General features: G+C 46.4%; 12 protein-coding genes and 2 tRNA genes. 11 read left to right on the forward strand and 3 right to left on the reverse strand.

Features of this window, described 5'->3' with window-relative positions:
* Position 1: 1 nt before the first annotated feature.
* The 6 genes from EXT46_RS05470 to bfr (EXT46_RS05495) all read left to right on the forward strand — a co-directional run bounded on the left by EXT46_RS05470 (position 2) and on the right by bfr (EXT46_RS05495) (position 5,897).
* Positions 2-78 (forward strand) — tRNA-Asn (locus EXT46_RS05470).
* Positions 79-103: 25 nt separating this feature from the next.
* A tRNA-Asn gene (locus EXT46_RS05475) sits at positions 104-180 on the forward strand.
* A 292-nt stretch (positions 181-472) separates the two neighbouring features.
* Positions 473-2,407, forward strand: a complete 1,935-nt coding sequence (locus tag EXT46_RS05480; RefSeq protein ID WP_130145763.1) for an EAL domain-containing protein — start codon at positions 473-475, stop codon at positions 2,405-2,407.
* Between the two features lie 222 nt (positions 2,408-2,629).
* Positions 2,630-4,723: a TonB-dependent receptor gene (locus tag EXT46_RS05485; RefSeq protein ID WP_130146512.1), complete on the forward strand. Its 2,094-nt coding sequence runs from the start codon at positions 2,630-2,632 to the stop codon at positions 4,721-4,723.
* A gap of 224 nt (positions 4,724-4,947) precedes the next feature.
* Positions 4,948-5,430 carry a bacterioferritin gene (gene bfr / locus EXT46_RS05490; protein WP_130145765.1) on the forward strand — a complete coding sequence of 161 codons (483 nt, stop codon included), beginning with the start codon at positions 4,948-4,950 and terminating at the stop codon, positions 5,428-5,430.
* A gap of 2 nt (positions 5,431-5,432) precedes the next feature.
* A complete protein-coding gene (gene bfr / locus EXT46_RS05495) occupies positions 5,433-5,897 on the forward strand; it encodes a bacterioferritin (RefSeq protein WP_022944623.1) in 465 nt (154 codons plus the stop codon).
* Between the two features lie 79 nt (positions 5,898-5,976).
* On the opposite strand, the gene EXT46_RS05500 is transcribed toward bfr (EXT46_RS05495), so the two are convergent.
* Complete coding sequence (locus EXT46_RS05500; RefSeq protein ID WP_130145767.1) at positions 5,977-7,530, reverse strand: phospholipase D family protein; 1,554 nt, start codon at positions 7,528-7,530, stop codon at positions 5,977-5,979.
* A 91-nt stretch (positions 7,531-7,621) separates the two neighbouring features.
* The gene (locus EXT46_RS05505; RefSeq protein WP_022944621.1) at positions 7,622-7,816 is read right to left on the reverse strand and encodes a (2Fe-2S)-binding protein; all 195 of its coding nucleotides are present in this window, start codon (positions 7,814-7,816) and stop codon (positions 7,622-7,624) included.
* Positions 7,817-8,191: 375 nt separating this feature from the next.
* Here EXT46_RS05505 and betI point away from each other — a divergent pair, with 375 nt between their 5' ends.
* The 5 genes from betI (at position 8,192) to EXT46_RS05530 (ending at position 13,986) form a co-directional block, all read left to right on the forward strand.
* Entirely contained in the window at positions 8,192-8,791 is a 600-nt protein-coding gene (gene betI / locus EXT46_RS05510) for a transcriptional regulator BetI (RefSeq protein WP_130145769.1), read from the forward strand.
* Positions 8,792-10,255, forward strand: coding sequence for a betaine-aldehyde dehydrogenase (gene betB / locus EXT46_RS05515; protein WP_045978986.1), 1,464 nt, complete (start codon positions 8,792-8,794; stop codon positions 10,253-10,255).
* Positions 10,256-10,267: 12 nt separating this feature from the next.
* A complete protein-coding gene (betA, locus tag EXT46_RS05520) occupies positions 10,268-11,935 on the forward strand; it encodes a choline dehydrogenase (RefSeq protein WP_130145771.1) in 1,668 nt (555 codons plus the stop codon).
* 123 nt (positions 11,936-12,058) lie between these two features.
* Entirely contained in the window at positions 12,059-13,276 is a 1,218-nt protein-coding gene (locus EXT46_RS05525; RefSeq protein WP_022944617.1) for a BCCT family transporter, read from the forward strand.
* 8 nt (positions 13,277-13,284) lie between these two features.
* Positions 13,285-13,986, forward strand: coding sequence for a TorF family putative porin (locus tag EXT46_RS05530; protein ID WP_130145773.1), 702 nt, complete (start codon positions 13,285-13,287; stop codon positions 13,984-13,986).
* Positions 13,987-14,015: 29 nt separating this feature from the next.
* Here the strand turns inward: EXT46_RS05530 and EXT46_RS05535 are convergent, their stop codons facing one another.
* Positions 14,016-14,546 (reverse strand): isochorismatase family protein, encoded by a 531-nt coding sequence (locus tag EXT46_RS05535; RefSeq protein ID WP_130145775.1) that lies wholly within the window; start codon positions 14,544-14,546, stop codon positions 14,016-14,018.
* Positions 14,547-14,720 lie beyond the last annotated feature (174 nt).

The following is a 14,720-nucleotide window of genomic DNA, read 5'->3' on the forward strand; positions in this document are numbered from 1 at the left end:
TTCCCCCTTAGCTCAGTTGGTTAGAGCGACGGACTGTTAATCCGCAGGTCCCCCGTTCGAGTCGGGGAGGGGGAGCCAAATCTTTCAGCAATAAGGTAATTGTTCCCCCTTAGCTCAGTTGGTTAGAGCGACGGACTGTTAATCCGCAGGTCCCCCGTTCGAGTCGGGGAGGGGGAGCCAATTTTCACCCATTTCCTCTTTCTAGACAAACTCATCTTTGTAAACTACTCTTTGTACTGTGTTTTTTCTCAAGCCGTGCTATATTATTGCGCCATTAGTCAATGATTTATAACAACTCATTGCACCAAGGTTGTATGTAATAACGGTTAAATTACACTAGTAGAGATTAGGCCGCTGTGATAATTCGCCGTCTCACATGGCACGCTCGCGCATGTGAATGGACTCTTTGCCAAAGTTCAGTCGCGATTAGGATTTATCGTTTAGCTGGTTAAATAATAAGGATAAAGCTAAGTTGAAACGGTTCACCCTCTTACAATTTTCTTTATGGCTACTGGCATTGTGTGCCGGTATTATCGCTAACGTGATGGTTTTTCACTCTTACAGTGTGGAAAAGCAAGAACACATGCAGGTAAGCTTGCAGCGGTATTTAGATAGCCATCCGCAAATTACCGTCACCGATGCTCCCGCTATGGCAGAGCAACTGTTTGCCACCATGAACTTGAAAAACCTATGGCTGAGAGATGCTGAGGGTGAAGTGTTGGCAAACAAAACACATCGTCAGAATAGCGCACTACTTTCACAAGTTGCTCAGTCTCAGTTCAACAGTGTCCGCAGCCAGTATGCAGTCAGCAGTAATGGTGAGCTGCGCATAGAGTTTATTGCCGATTTAGACGATGTAGCGAAAACATTTGAAGTTGGGTTACTTTATTTTGTATTAGTCATATCCCTGCTCGCACTGTTGCCTATTGCCAGTTTAAAAACGGCGTTTGTTGGATACCGCCGGCATGTGGCTGATATGATTTCAGCGATAATCGACCAATTCGTCAGCAATGGCGTGGTGCCAGATACCAGCAGCCGTGCATTCTCTGACGATAGCCAAAAGCAACGATTAGCCAGTCAAATCTCCCCTGCCCTCAATCGCCTATCAACATACTTAGGCTCGCAACTCGACAATATTGCCAGCTCGGCAGTGGAAATAAAAAAAGAGGCCTATAAAGACGTAGTCACCGAACTGGGTAATCGCAACATGTTCGTAGAGTATTACGAACGTCACATTGAACACGTTCAGGGCGATTGTTTTGGCTGTATCGCCCTGGTACGAGGCACCGAATTGCAGCACATCAACCAGCGCAGCGGTTATCAGCAAGGCGATGAGTACATTCGCAGTATTGCTGAGATGCTCAGCGCCGTGGTCGGCAGTTATCGTGGCAGCAGCGTATTTCGCCTTAACAGCTCAGATTTTGCCGTGGTGTTACCTAATATTCCGCTAAAAGAAGCGGAGCGCTTTGCTAATAATGTTCAGTCTAAGCTAAACCAGTATCAGAAAATCCATGATCTAACCTCTGTCGCTTACACCGGCATTGTGCCCTACGAGCAGAATAAACCCCTTGGCGAGCTACTGGCGAATGTTGATGTGGCGATGAATATCGCCCAGAGCAAACAAAATAACGCTTGGCACATTCAACGCCAAGAGGATATGAGTGCCAGCAGCAATCAAGGGTCGCAAAATTGGCGCAAAATGATCAACGATTTACTCGATAAGCAAAGTGTGACCCTAGTGATCCAAGCCATTATGCCGCTAGGTAAAAGCAACAATGCCTACTCAGAGATTCAGGCGCGATTTCGCGATGAGGAAGAGCATATCTTACCGACCTCTTCGTTTATGGCGATGGCCGATCAGTTAGGAAAATCGGTTGAACTGGATCAGATGATCATCGAACATGCTTTTCGGGCGATGAAAAGTAAGAACCTCAATGCACAGTATTTCGGGCTCAACGTGTCAGCCGCAAGCGCCCATGATGATAAATTTGTGATCTGGCTTGAGCGTCGACTGATGAAAGAAGGCGAATTGGCAGCTCGTCTCATCTTTGAGATTTCAGAGCTAGGACTGCAACAAAACATCGGCGCAAGCAAACGTTTTATTACCATGCTGCATCGCGCAGGCGCCCGTATTACCGTAGAGAAATTTGGCGTAGGGCTAACGTCATTTAAGTTTTTCCGAGAGTTAAAACCAGACTTTATCAAAATGGATGCCAGCTACACGCGCGGTCTAGAAGACGATAAGAATAACCAGTACTTCATGCGATTAATGGTTGATTTAGCGCACCGTATTGGCGTTAAAGTATTCGCCGAAGGCGTCGAGAGCCAAGAAGAGAAGCATATTATCGAGCAGCTTTGTCTTGATGGTGCACAAGGCTACTACATTGAAAAACCTCGGGAGCTGTAACACAGCTCCTTTCCTACACTTACCCCAGCCTCTAAGAGCAGACATGCAACATCGCGTGGTAAAGCAAGTTTGCTCTGCCCGCTGTGCATAAGTTACCGCGACTAAATGCATATGGTCGGATGACATCTTTCCACCTTGTTATCATTAGTGATATTAATTATCATTCGCCCCTCCATTTTACTAAAACAAGGACAATACGTGCGCTTTCCCTTTTCTCTAATTATGCTTGCTCTCAGTGGCAACGTCATCGCCAAACAAAATAACAATGAAAACTTAGAACATATTATTGTGACTGGTAGCCGTGTCATAGAAAATATTGACGAAGTGCCAGCATCGGTGACGGTGATCACTCGAGAACAAATTGAGGCCCAGCTTAAGGTTAATCCAGAATTACAAAACCTCTTGCAAATGATGGTGCCAGGCATGGCGCCAAGCACAAATAGTTCTAGTAACACCGGGCAAACGTTGCGCGGCAGAGCGCCCTTAGTGATGATTGACGGTGTCCCTCAGTCCACGCCGCTGCGTAATGGCTCTTTGGGCATACGCACACTCGACCCAAGCGTTATTGAACGCATTGAAGTCATCAAAGGGGCCACCTCAGTATATGGCAATGGCGCTGCAGGCGGAGTGATCAATTACATTACCAAAAAACCGACAACGGCTGATGATTCTAGCGCAGAGCTTGATGTGTCAACACGATTCAGTGCCGTCAAAGCGGATGAAACCTTAGGTGCACGCATCGAGGGCTCGGTCAGTGGCCGGGCAAACAAGTTTTCTTATTTAGCGACAATCAGCTATGAAGAAAATGGCGTACAGCGCGACGCCGAAGGCGATATTCTTGGTTTGCAATACGGACTCAGTGACGTACAAACGCACAATTACTTCACCAAATTAGGTTACGACTTTGATGCAGATAAGGCCCTCGCCTTTACTTACAACTACTATAAGTCGCAACAAAAAACAGATTTAGGCGATGCCTTTGGTAACGTCAATTCTGGCGATAAATCCTACGCGATTCATGTGCCGCCAGCACAGCAAAAGCAAGGTCGTCCTCAAGGCCCAAGTGGCAACACCAATGCCATGCTTAAGTACACCGATAACGCTATCTTCGCGCACACCGCACTGACTCTAGACTTATATGCGCAAGATATTGAAAACGTGTTCTTCTTCTCTCCAAATCTTGCCAACCCAGATGAGGGTTATGATGGCGGTCAGTCGATCATTGCCTCGCAGAAGCAGGGCCTGCGCGCCACGTTGAATACCTTGATAGATTTTGACAACACCGAAGCCACCTTTATTTATGGTATTGATGCGCTGCAAGACACCACATCTCAACCCTTAGTTGATGGCCGTGAGTGGGTCCCAGAAATGGACATGAGCAACCTTGCCGGCTTTTTTCAAAGTAAATGGGTGATGTTTGATGACTATGTTATCAAAGCCGGTGTACGCCATGAGGACATCGACCTCGAAGTTGATGATTACCGTACCCTTAAACTGTGCCGCAACGCCCAGCAATGCTCTGTGGCGTTCGAAGTGCGTGGTGACACCCTCAATTACACAGCCACCACCTACAATGTCGGGCTAAAATATAATGCGTATGAGCAATTTAGTCCGTTTTTTAGTTACTCTCAAGGTGCAGATATCTCGGATATTGGCCGCTTGCTGCGTAGCGCTACCGTGGATGATATTGCTCTGATCCGCACTGAAGCCGCACTTATCGACAATTACGAAGTGGGCTTTACGTCGGTACTTGATAGCCTGCGAATTGAAGCGTCTTTATATCGCAGCACCTCTGATTTGGGAACCACTAACCGTTTTGATGAAGCCACTGGCGTATACATGCCTGTACGTGCTCCACAGGAGATTTGGGGGTATGAAGCGCTAGTGGATTACCGCTTTCACCCTGCTTGGCGAGCCACTGCCACCTATTCTTATGTCGAAGGCAAAAACACGGCTGAAGATATTTATCTCGGAGGCAAACAAATTAGTCCACCCAAGGCGACTGTAAACCTACAATGGCAAGCTACAGATGATGCCGCGCTCACGTTATCAACCTTATACGTGGGAAGCCGCAAACGGTTTACCGCCAACGATGCTGGCGAGTATGTTGGCGATCAAGGGCCGATTGACGATTATTTTGTCATGAACCTCAGCGGTAACTGGCAATTCAATCCAAGCGCCAATGCCTATTTCGGCATCGAAAACCTTCTTAACCGCGATTACTACCCAGCAAGAGCGCAAGCTTACACCTATGGCGGCTACAATATAAAAGGCTTAGGCACCACAATCACCGCCGGTATCCATTACCAATTCTAAGGCGGTAATAAGCAATCCAGATGTATCAACAGTGCAAAGCCGGTTTACCGGCTTTTTTATTCTGCCTGTCTCACTGCGGTTAAAAAAAAATCACTCACAAGCATTAATCGAAACTTGAATGCGAATACTTTTTAATTGTAACCCTATGATTTATATATAAAAATTTGATTTATTCATAAGATCGACTACACTAGGGCTACATCTTTCTAAGGAGATTATGGCAAATGCAAGGTAAACAACGAGTTATAGACGCATTCAATAAGCTGCTTGCAAATGAGCTGGCCGCAATTGACCAATATTTCATTCATTCGCGCATGTACGAAGACTGGGGTTTAAATAAACTTTATGAACGTTTGGAGCACGAGCGCGACGAGGAGACGCAACACGCTGACTGGCTTATCAAGCGTATTTTATTTTTAGAAGGCGTGCCCGATTTAACTAAACGTCGAGCTCTGCTTGTTGGTAGCAACGTCAAAGAGATGATGGCCAACGACCTTAAACTTGAGCTTGAGGTTGTACAGTGTGTTAAAGAAACCATCAAAATTTGCGAAGAAGAACAAGACTATCAATCTCGCGAAGTACTTGAGAAGCTCTTGTTTGATACCGAAGAGGACCATGTTTATTGGCTTGAACAGCAACTTGGCCTCATTGAGAAGATCGGTATTCAAAATTATCAACAATCGCAAATGGGTGAGTCTGAGGCTTAATTATGAAAGGTGATAAAGACGTCATTGCAGCCTTAAACCAAGTGCTCGCAAATGAGCTAGTAGGCATTAATCAATATTTTTTGCATGCGCGCATGTTTAAAGATTTTGGTTTTAGCAAATTAGATAAAGCAGATTACAAGGTGTCTATCCAGAAAATGAAAAATGCCGATAGACTTATCGAGCGCATTCTGTTTTTAGAGGGGCTTCCTAACCTACAGGATTTAGGGCGCCTGCGTATTGGTGAAAATGTTGAAGAGATGATAGCTGCCAACATGCATTTTGAGCTGGAGTCATTAAAGGACTTGCAGGCAGCGGTAAAGCTTGCCGAAGAGCGTTTAGATTACATCAGCCGTGAGGCGCTAGATGCAATTCAAAATGAGCAGGAAGAGCAAATAGATTGGCTGGAAACGCAGCAACATCTAATCAAGGCCACGGGCCTCGAAAACTATCTGCAATCGCAGATGTAATCCTTGCCGCGCCTGATCTTCATTAAAAAAAGCCGCTTAGTTGCGGCTTTTTTATTTAAGTGTGGCCAACATAGCTGTGCTAAAGAACATCTTCTATCGGCAATAAAGACATAAGCCATACTTTAAAACGCAACCATGCACTGGTATCAGGCTCAGTGGTTAATCGCTGTTGATTCTTTCTGTCTTGCCACACAATATCGCCCTGCTCGTCGAGGCTTAATTGCCACGCATATTTAGGCATTTCCGTTGTGATCCATCGACTTAATAAGCGATTCATACGCTCGGAGTGAATCAACAGTCCTTGCTCTGTGTTTAAATTAAACGAGCGCGGGTCTAGATTTAGCGAACCTACAAATATTTTGTCATCATCCATGGTCATGCTTTTGGCGTGCAAGCTGGCAGTGGAAGAGCCACGAAACCCTTTACGCTTCGGTTGCTGCGCGGCTAAGTCCAGATTACGCTTAAGCTCCCATAATTCGACGCCCATAGCCAACAGCTGCTGGCGATAGTCGGCATACCCAGCATGTACAACCGGCACATCGGTGGCGGCAAGCGAGTTGGTGAGAACAGTCACAGCAACCCCCTGCTCACGCCATTTCTTAATGAGCTCTAATCCCTTATCTTTGGGAATGAAATAAGGGGAGATAATGTTCACGCGCTGACGAGGCTCTCCCATGGCTGCAAACAGCTTCGGTGCCATGTGCGTACTATTATTACGGCTATCGGTTAACAGCTTATTAGGGTCATCAACATATAACTGCGCTTCTGCCCAGTCCATAGACAGCTTACCGTTAACCAATGTTTGTACCAAAGTGGACTCTTTAAGCCTTTGAATATAGGGGCTTTCGTTGTGAAATGCGGTGCTAACGTAACGACTTAGGCGGCTTGATAACTGCGCCAAATCTTGGCTGTCAGCACTGCCAGACAATTCATTGATATCCTCAGCGAGTGGATGATTCCAATATAAGTCGAAAGCCATGGTTGCCTTATCAACGATTGGGCCGACACCCAGTACGTCAAAGTCAACAAATTGTGAGTTATGATCACCGGAAAAATAGGCGTTGCCAATGTTCCGCCCCCCAGTAATGAAGAGCTCGCTGTCAACGATAAAGCTCTTATTGTGCATACGCCGCGATACACGGGAATAATCAGTGATAAAACTTAAGAACCGCAATCGTCTGTGATTCAAAGGATTAAACAGTCTCACTTCAACGTTGTTATGCACCGCCAAAGCACTTAAATCTTGCTCTAAGTTCGCTTGAGATAGGTCATCAAGTAACAGGCGAACTCGCACGCCACGCTCGGCAGCACGCAATAAATAGGCACTCAACAGCTGTGAGGTTTCCTCACGATGATACAAGTAGTACTGTAAATCGACAGAGTATTGCGCTGTCTCTATCAGCGCAATGCGTGCAGCGAAGGCATCCAGGCCATCAATCAAGGGATAAAACCCCGACAGTTCAGGGCTGGGCTGTTCGTCTATAACATTCGATATCAAAGCTGTTCCCTTCGCTGGCATGGAATAACTGGCATCATCTAAGTTGTGCACGTTATACGCTTTAGGGGCTACGCAACCGGCAACCACCACCACGGCAAAGACAAGTAATAAACGCGCGTTGATAAGGGCATCCATGGTGATTACCTAAGCAACGTAGTCTATTGTTACTATAACAAATTCAGGGGGATATAAAAGGAGGTAGGGGGATCATACGTCGCTATGGGGATTAAGCAACGTCGTCAGTCACATCAACAATATCAATCAGCTTTTGGTTAAGGATTTTTTTGGTGCAATTGCAGCATTTGCCACACTGCGAACCAACCTTTAATTCTTTTGTAAGATCGCGCATTGAACGGGCTCCATCATCAATCGCCTGCTCAATTTTTTTGTCTGATACACCATGACATAAACAGATATACACGAATACAAACCACTCTCAATTGCGTTATTGGCTTTAGTTTAATCTAAACAAAAATAGTTATCAATAAAAAATTATTGCTGTTTTATTGCGCTATCTACACTTTGCTAACAAGCAATTAGACATCTAATCATTGGTGCTGATAAAAAAATTTTGTATCTCTATTCTCGAGCCGTACTCGCCACCCAAAAAGCACTTTGATAGACCTATAACTCGATGTTTTAAATTGATATTTATTAATTCACCGACCAGTAAAAATTAGCCTCCTAGTCAACATAGATCTTTGCCTACGTTTGGATCTGAACAAACTCTGAAGCTTGATCATTTCAGCTCAAACTATTAATCTTTATTTTAATTGAACAGTCAATTAATAAAAATATGCCTAAAGTCGGAATGGAACCTGTGCGGCGTCAACAGTTAATCGACGCCACTTTAAACTCAGTTGCTGAGCTTGGCTTACATGCCACCACCATCAACAGCATTAGCAAACGTGCCGGATTATCTTCGGGCATCATTAGCCATTACTTTGGTGGTAAACAAGGTTTGATTGAAGCAACGGTGCGTTACTTATTAACCCAGCTGAAAATTAACTTGCTGGCGAAGACCACCGCTGACGACAGGCTCAGTCCGCGAGAGCGACTAAACTTAATCGTTGAGTCAAACTTTGCCCCCGTACAGCAACAGCATGACAGCACCCGAACTTGGCTGAGCTTTTGGGCGCAGTCACTGCACGACCCTGCCCTATTCCGACTGCAGCAGGTCAACAGTCGTCGCTTACGCAGTAATTTACAGGTGTCGTTGAATACCCTGATGCCACGCGACAAAGCCAAGCAGGCCGCCGAGTTGGCCGCAGGCATGATTGACGGATTATGGCTACGCTGTGTACTCAGCCGCGGCGAAGCCGATGACTTTCATCACGCTGAGCAGTTAAGTAAAAGTTATATCGATACCCTGATAGCGCAATTTGGAGAACAGTAAATGTCTTACCCTCGCTTACAAAATTTTATTGATGGTGCCCCCATGGCCAACGCCAGTGGCGATGTGTTTGATGTCATTAACCCAGCAACCGACGAGGTCATCTATCAGGTCGAAGTGGCCGATGAGCATATCCAACAGGCCGCCATCGACAGCGCTAAAGCTGGTTTCGCGCAGTGGTCAGCAATGCAGCCTATCGAGCGTGCCCGCATTTTGCACAAAGCAGTAGCGTTGTTACGCGAGCGTAACGATGAGCTGGCAAAAATTGAAGTATTAGATACCGGTAAACCGTGGCAAGAAGCCGAGTGCGTCGATGTAGTCACCGGTGCCGACGCCATTGAGTACTTTGCCTCATTAGCGCCCACCGTAGTCGGCCAGCAGCAAGAGGTTGCCGGCGATTTTTATTATACCCGCAAAGAGGCGTTAGGGGTGTGTGCCGGTATCGGCGCATGGAACTACCCCCTGCAAATAGCGTGTTGGAAATCTGCACCGGCCTTGGCCGCAGGTAACGCCATGATTTTTAAGCCTTCGGAAGAAACCCCAAAAGGCGCCAACATGTTAGCGGAGATTTTCATTGAAGCCGGCGTTCCAGCAGGCGTTTTCAATGTCGTCCATGGCGCCGCCGAGGTGGGTCAGTGGCTTACAACCCACTCAGAAATCGAGAAGGTCTCTTTCACCGGCGAAGTGGGCACAGGTAAAAAAGTAATGCAAAGCGCCGCCAGCAACTTAAAAGACGTCACCATGGAGCTCGGCGGCAAATCACCGCTATTGGTATTTGATGATGCCGATATTAGCGAAGCGGTCAGTGCCGCGATGCTTGGCAACTTCTACACCCAAGGTGAAGTGTGCACTAACTGTACTCGTGTGTTTGTGCAGCGTGGTGTTTATGAGCAGTTTATGAGTGAACTGCTCGAGCGCACACAAAAGAATATTATTGCCGGCGATCCGTTAGACCCTGAGGTGAACTTAGGCGCGCTGATCTCGAAAAAGCATCAACAGCTTGTGCTTGAGTACATTGACAAGGGTAAACAAGAAGGGGCTACCGTTGCTATCGGCGGTCATGCGCTGACCCCAACAAGTGCGCCGCAAGGCTATTTTGTTGCCCCAACCGTATTTACCGATTGCGATGACAACATGACTATTTGTCGCGAAGAAATCTTTGGTCCGGTTATGAGTGTCTTAGTGTTTGATGACGAGCAAGAAGTCATTGAGCGCGCTAATAACACACCTATGGGCCTGGCCGCTGGTGTAATGAGCCAAGATCTACGCCGCGCCCACCGTGTGATCCACCAGCTTGAGGCTGGTATTTGTTGGATTAATGCTTATGGCGCCTCCCCGGCAGAAATGCCTGTGGGCGGCTATAAGCTATCGGGCATTGGCCGCGAGAATGGCTTAGAGGCTATCAACCAATACCTACAAACGAAATCGGTGTACGTGGGTATGAACCAACTTGAGAGCCCGTTTTAAGGAGGTGTCATCATGAACAGCGAATTTGATTATATTATCGTTGGCGCCGGTTCAGCGGGTTGTGTACTGGCAAACCGCCTGAGTGCCGATAGTAATAACCGGGTGTTGTTACTTGAGACCGGCGGCAGTGATAAAAGTATTTTTATTCAAATGCCTACGGCGCTGTCTATCCCTATGAATACCAGCAAGTATGCTTGGCAATTCCACACTGAGGCAGAGCCGTATTTAGACAATCGCAAAATGCATTGTCCTCGCGGCAAAGTACTCGGTGGCTCATCATCTATCAACGGCATGGTGTATGTACGCGGTCACGCCAAAGACTTTGACGAATGGCAACAACACGGTGCACAAGGCTGGAGCTATCAGGACTGCTTACCTTATTTCAAAAAGGCCGAGCAGTGGTACCTCGGTGGTGACAGCTATCGTGGTGGCGATGGTCCATTGGGCGTAAATAACGGCAACGACATGAAAAACCCGTTGTATAAAGCCTTTATTGATGCCGGTCAGCAAGCAGGCTATGCCTTTAGCAAAGATTATAATGGTGCACAGCAAGAGGGCTTTGGCCCTATGCACATGACCGTAAAAGACGGCAAACGCTGTTCGGCGGCGCGTGCCTATCTGGATCCGGTCAAAGAGCGTAGTAATCTCACCATCGTCACTCATGCGAAAGCGCAAAAAGTGTTACTAGAGGGCAAACAAGCTCGTGGCATTCAGTATCGCGTTGGTGGCAAAGTTCATAAAGCTATGGCCAACAAAGAAGTGATTTTAAGTGCCGGGCCCATTGGCTCTCCACATTTGTTGCAGTTGTCTGGCATCGGTGACAAAGCCCATTTAGATAATGCCGGTATTCAGTGTACACACCATTTACCCGGGGTAGGTCAGAACCTGCAAGATCACTTGGAGTTTTATTTCCAATTTAAGTGTAAGCAACCTATTACCCTCAATGGCAAGCTTGGGCTGTTTTCAAAAGCCATGATTGGGGCCCGTTGGTTATTATTCAAAGATGGCTTAGGGGCAACTAACCACTTTGAATCTTGTGGCTTTATTCGCTCCAAAGAAGGGGTTGAGTGGCCTGACTTACAGTATCACTTTTTACCTGCGGCGATTCGTTACGACGGCAAGAGTGCCTTTGCTGGCCATGGCTTCCAAGTCCATATTGGTCACAATAAGCCGAAAAGTCGTGGTCATGTGTTGGTTAAAAACAGCGACCCTGACTGTGCGCCAAAAATTCAATTTAATTACCTTCAACACCCGGACGATATCGAAGGCTTTCGTGCCTGCGTGCGCCTAACGCGCGAAATTATCAATCAAAATGCATTTGATGCATTCCGCGATGAGGAAATTCAACCGGGTACTGACGTGCAAACAGATGAGCAAATTGATGCCTTTGTGCGCCAAGCCGTTGAAAGTGCCTACCACCCTTCTTGCTCGTGCAAAATGGGTGAAGATGAAATGGCCGTGGTTGATAGTCAGGCAAAAGTACATGGTCTTGAGGGTCTGCGTGTGGTTGACTCCTCAATTTTCCCGACCATTCCTAATGGCAACTTAAATGCGCCCACCATTATGGTAGCGGAAAAGGCAGCCGACCATATCTTAGGAAAGACTCCGCTTACGTCGCAACATGTTGAAGTGGTCAACGACCCGCAATGGCAGCAGCGACAGCGTAGCCAAACTCTGTAACTAATACGATTTCACAAGGCTTTCTTGGTGCAGCTCAATAGCTGCGCCCTGGGCGCCTTATATTTTAAAAACAACAAAATGGAGAAAATATGAACTATTTCTACTTATATTGGGAGGGTGATAATGACTTTATGGCTTAGTGCTGGCATTTTATTTACCCTACTCGCTATCGTCTTTATCTTGGCGAAATGGGGGAATGTGCAGTGCGTGGGTGTCACCCCAGTACGAACCTTCACCTTTATTGCTATCTTGTTCACCTCCGGCCTGGATGTGGGACTGATCATGTTCCCATTGACCGAGTTTGGCGGTTATGCAGACATAAACGCAAGCCCAGAATATGCATTCACTAACCCGCTCGCCATTGAGTTTGGTTTTTGGGGCTTTTTCATCTGGAGTTTTTACTTCCTCACCTGCTTTTATTTCTGCGTAATTGAGCCCAAAGTAAAGTTCTTTGAGATCCCTTGGGTGAAGTTTATTAATAACGTGGTGATTATCGGCACTTGTGCCTTTACCGCTTCATTATTGTTGGCCAACTTACCATGGTATTTGCCTAGCATCGGTGATGGCGAGAGCATCATTCCGTTATTTTACCTCATTGTCTTTGCCGCTATTGCCTTTTCGGTTTACTCCAGTACCGACATTAAATATGTACGTGTATTGAGTGTATCCACGACGTGGGTTTTTATTGGTCTTATCGCCTTTATGTGGGGCAGCGCCTTCTTATGGGGTGATAGCGCCATGGGTGAGTACGCTCAGTCAGTGGCCATGCTGGGAGGCTATTTCGGCAACATCCACGAATTTATCTTCCCTATCAATGATTATCACGCCTTCTACCTGTTTTGGTGGTTCGCATGGAGCATCATGATTGGCCAATTTACCGCCCGCTTTGTCGGTGGTCTTAAAACCTATCAGGTGCTAGCAGCGATGTTGATCTTCCCCTCTATTCCAATTGCGCTGTGGTTTGCGGTGTTATACCACTATCACGATGCAGGGCTAGATACGACGGGTATCCGTAACTTCGCCATGGTGTTTGTCGGCATTATCTTCGTGATCAACTCGTTGGACTCATTAATCCGTCTTTATAGTGACAACCTCAATCTGACGACTAAGCGTCTGGGTAAATGGCGTTACATGGGCTTTCATTTTCTAGCCTTAGCAGCGCTGACACTGTTGTTTACTTTTGACTTCTTACAAATCCAATGGGTCGGTGCCTTGGTAATTGGTCTATTCTTTAGTTGTTTAGGCTACATTTTGTACACCAAATTCAAAACCGTGAGCAACATTGATAGCTCACCAAAAGAAAACCGTCTTGATTATAAAAAAATAGAATCCGTACATTAGGAGCAATGATGAGAAAAACAATTTACTCTTTAAGCGCAATCTCGTTGATGATGGCCTCACAGGTCGCATTAGCTGATTGGTCAGCAACAATTACTGGTGCTAGCGACTACACCTTTAATGGTGTAAGCCAAACTGAAAACGACCCTGCGCTGCAAGGGAGCATTGATTACGCTGCCGATAACGGTTTCTACGCCGGCAGCTGGGCGTCAAACGTCGACTTTGCCGATGGCACTGACTTAGAATGGGATTTCTACGTCGGCCAATTTCGCCAGTTGAACAACCAGCTGTCTGTGGATTATGGTATCGCCTATTACAGTTACCACGGCGCATCTAGCTCCAGTGACGGTAACTATTTTGAAGCCTACACCAAATTTGCCTATGACTCGCAACTGGGCACCACCGAGGCCAACTTCTGGTACACTTGGGATTACTTTGGCACCGATGCTGGCCATGTTATCTCCATGCTAGCTCATAACTATGCACTGGCAGAGGGTCATAACTTGCGCTTAAGCGTAGACGCTTCAAACTCCCTAGATGGCGATAAGTTCGCGTGGCAAGCGGATGGCAAATCCTACGTACATTACCGTCTCGCCTATCAAACCTCCTATTCAGGCTTTGATTTCGAGTTAGCGGCAGAAGATACCAACCTTGATAGCGAATACGCTGATGAGCGCTTGGTACTGTCAGTGAGCAAAACGTTCTCACTGTAAATCCCCACAATGGGCGCCGACCATGGCGCCTATTTTATTAACGCTAAAACCTCTTTAAATTGCGGATGCTCGCAACTGTGCATCCATCCGAATATAGCCGTTTCTGCAGAGCATACCTGCACGCCAGCTTGACGCAGTTGCAAAAGCGCCCATTGTTTGTTTTCTTGTTTTCGTGAACACACCGCATCGGCTATCACACTCACGGTGTAGCCCTTGGCCAATAAATCCATTGCCGTGAAGTAGACACAGACATGACTTTCCATACCACATAAATAGATGTGCTGGTGCGAGCCTAATGCTTGCTCAAAATCTTTATGCTGGGCGGCACTGAACGTTGTTTTGGTAATATAGTTGGCGTTCCCTATTTTAAGTTGTGCATCGGTTGGCCCAAGACCTTCAGGGTATTGCTCTGTCACCACACAATGAATATCAAGGCAGTGACTGGCGCTAAGTAGCAACTGCACCTGAGCACGTATATGGGTGTACTCGCTCATAGCGGGTGCTAACTTAGCTTGCATATCAACAACCACTAAGGTTGCATTTTGTGCATTATTGTTCATTAAACGCTCCACTTTGTTCCTTTTTGTTTTCCGAAATTCATCATAAGGTGTGGTTTTTTCAAAGTAAAATTATAAAGATATAGTGACGAACCAAGGTTCTATGCTAAATTTATGTATTATTGTTAACGATTAGTTGATGCCTAAATGCCCTGAGGGATTTAAGGCTAATATGTT

The sequence above is a fragment of the Pseudoalteromonas sp. CO325X genome, from assembly GCF_004208955.1.
Lineage (GTDB): Bacteria > Pseudomonadota > Gammaproteobacteria > Enterobacterales > Alteromonadaceae > Pseudoalteromonas > Pseudoalteromonas ruthenica.

Coding starts and splice junctions, on each gene's coding strand:
- EXT46_RS05530 (WP_130145773.1), top strand. CDS start 13,285: ATGAGAAAAACAATTTACTCTTTAAGCGCAATCTCGTTGATGATGGCC.
- EXT46_RS05500 (WP_130145767.1), bottom strand. CDS start 7,530: ATGGATGCCCTTATCAACGCGCGTTTATTACTTGTCTTTGCCGTGGTG.
- betA (WP_130145771.1), top strand. CDS start 10,268: ATGAACAGCGAATTTGATTATATTATCGTTGGCGCCGGTTCAGCGGGT.
- betI (WP_130145769.1), top strand. CDS start 8,192: ATGCCTAAAGTCGGAATGGAACCTGTGCGGCGTCAACAGTTAATCGAC.
- bfr (WP_022944623.1), top strand. CDS start 5,433: ATGAAAGGTGATAAAGACGTCATTGCAGCCTTAAACCAAGTGCTCGCA.
- bfr (WP_130145765.1), top strand. CDS start 4,948: ATGCAAGGTAAACAACGAGTTATAGACGCATTCAATAAGCTGCTTGCA.
- betB (WP_045978986.1), top strand. CDS start 8,792: ATGTCTTACCCTCGCTTACAAAATTTTATTGATGGTGCCCCCATGGCC.
- EXT46_RS05525 (WP_022944617.1), top strand. CDS start 12,059: ATGACTTTATGGCTTAGTGCTGGCATTTTATTTACCCTACTCGCTATC.
- EXT46_RS05485 (WP_130146512.1), top strand. CDS start 2,630: ATGCTTGCTCTCAGTGGCAACGTCATCGCCAAACAAAATAACAATGAA.
- EXT46_RS05535 (WP_130145775.1), bottom strand. CDS start 14,546: ATGAACAATAATGCACAAAATGCAACCTTAGTGGTTGTTGATATGCAA.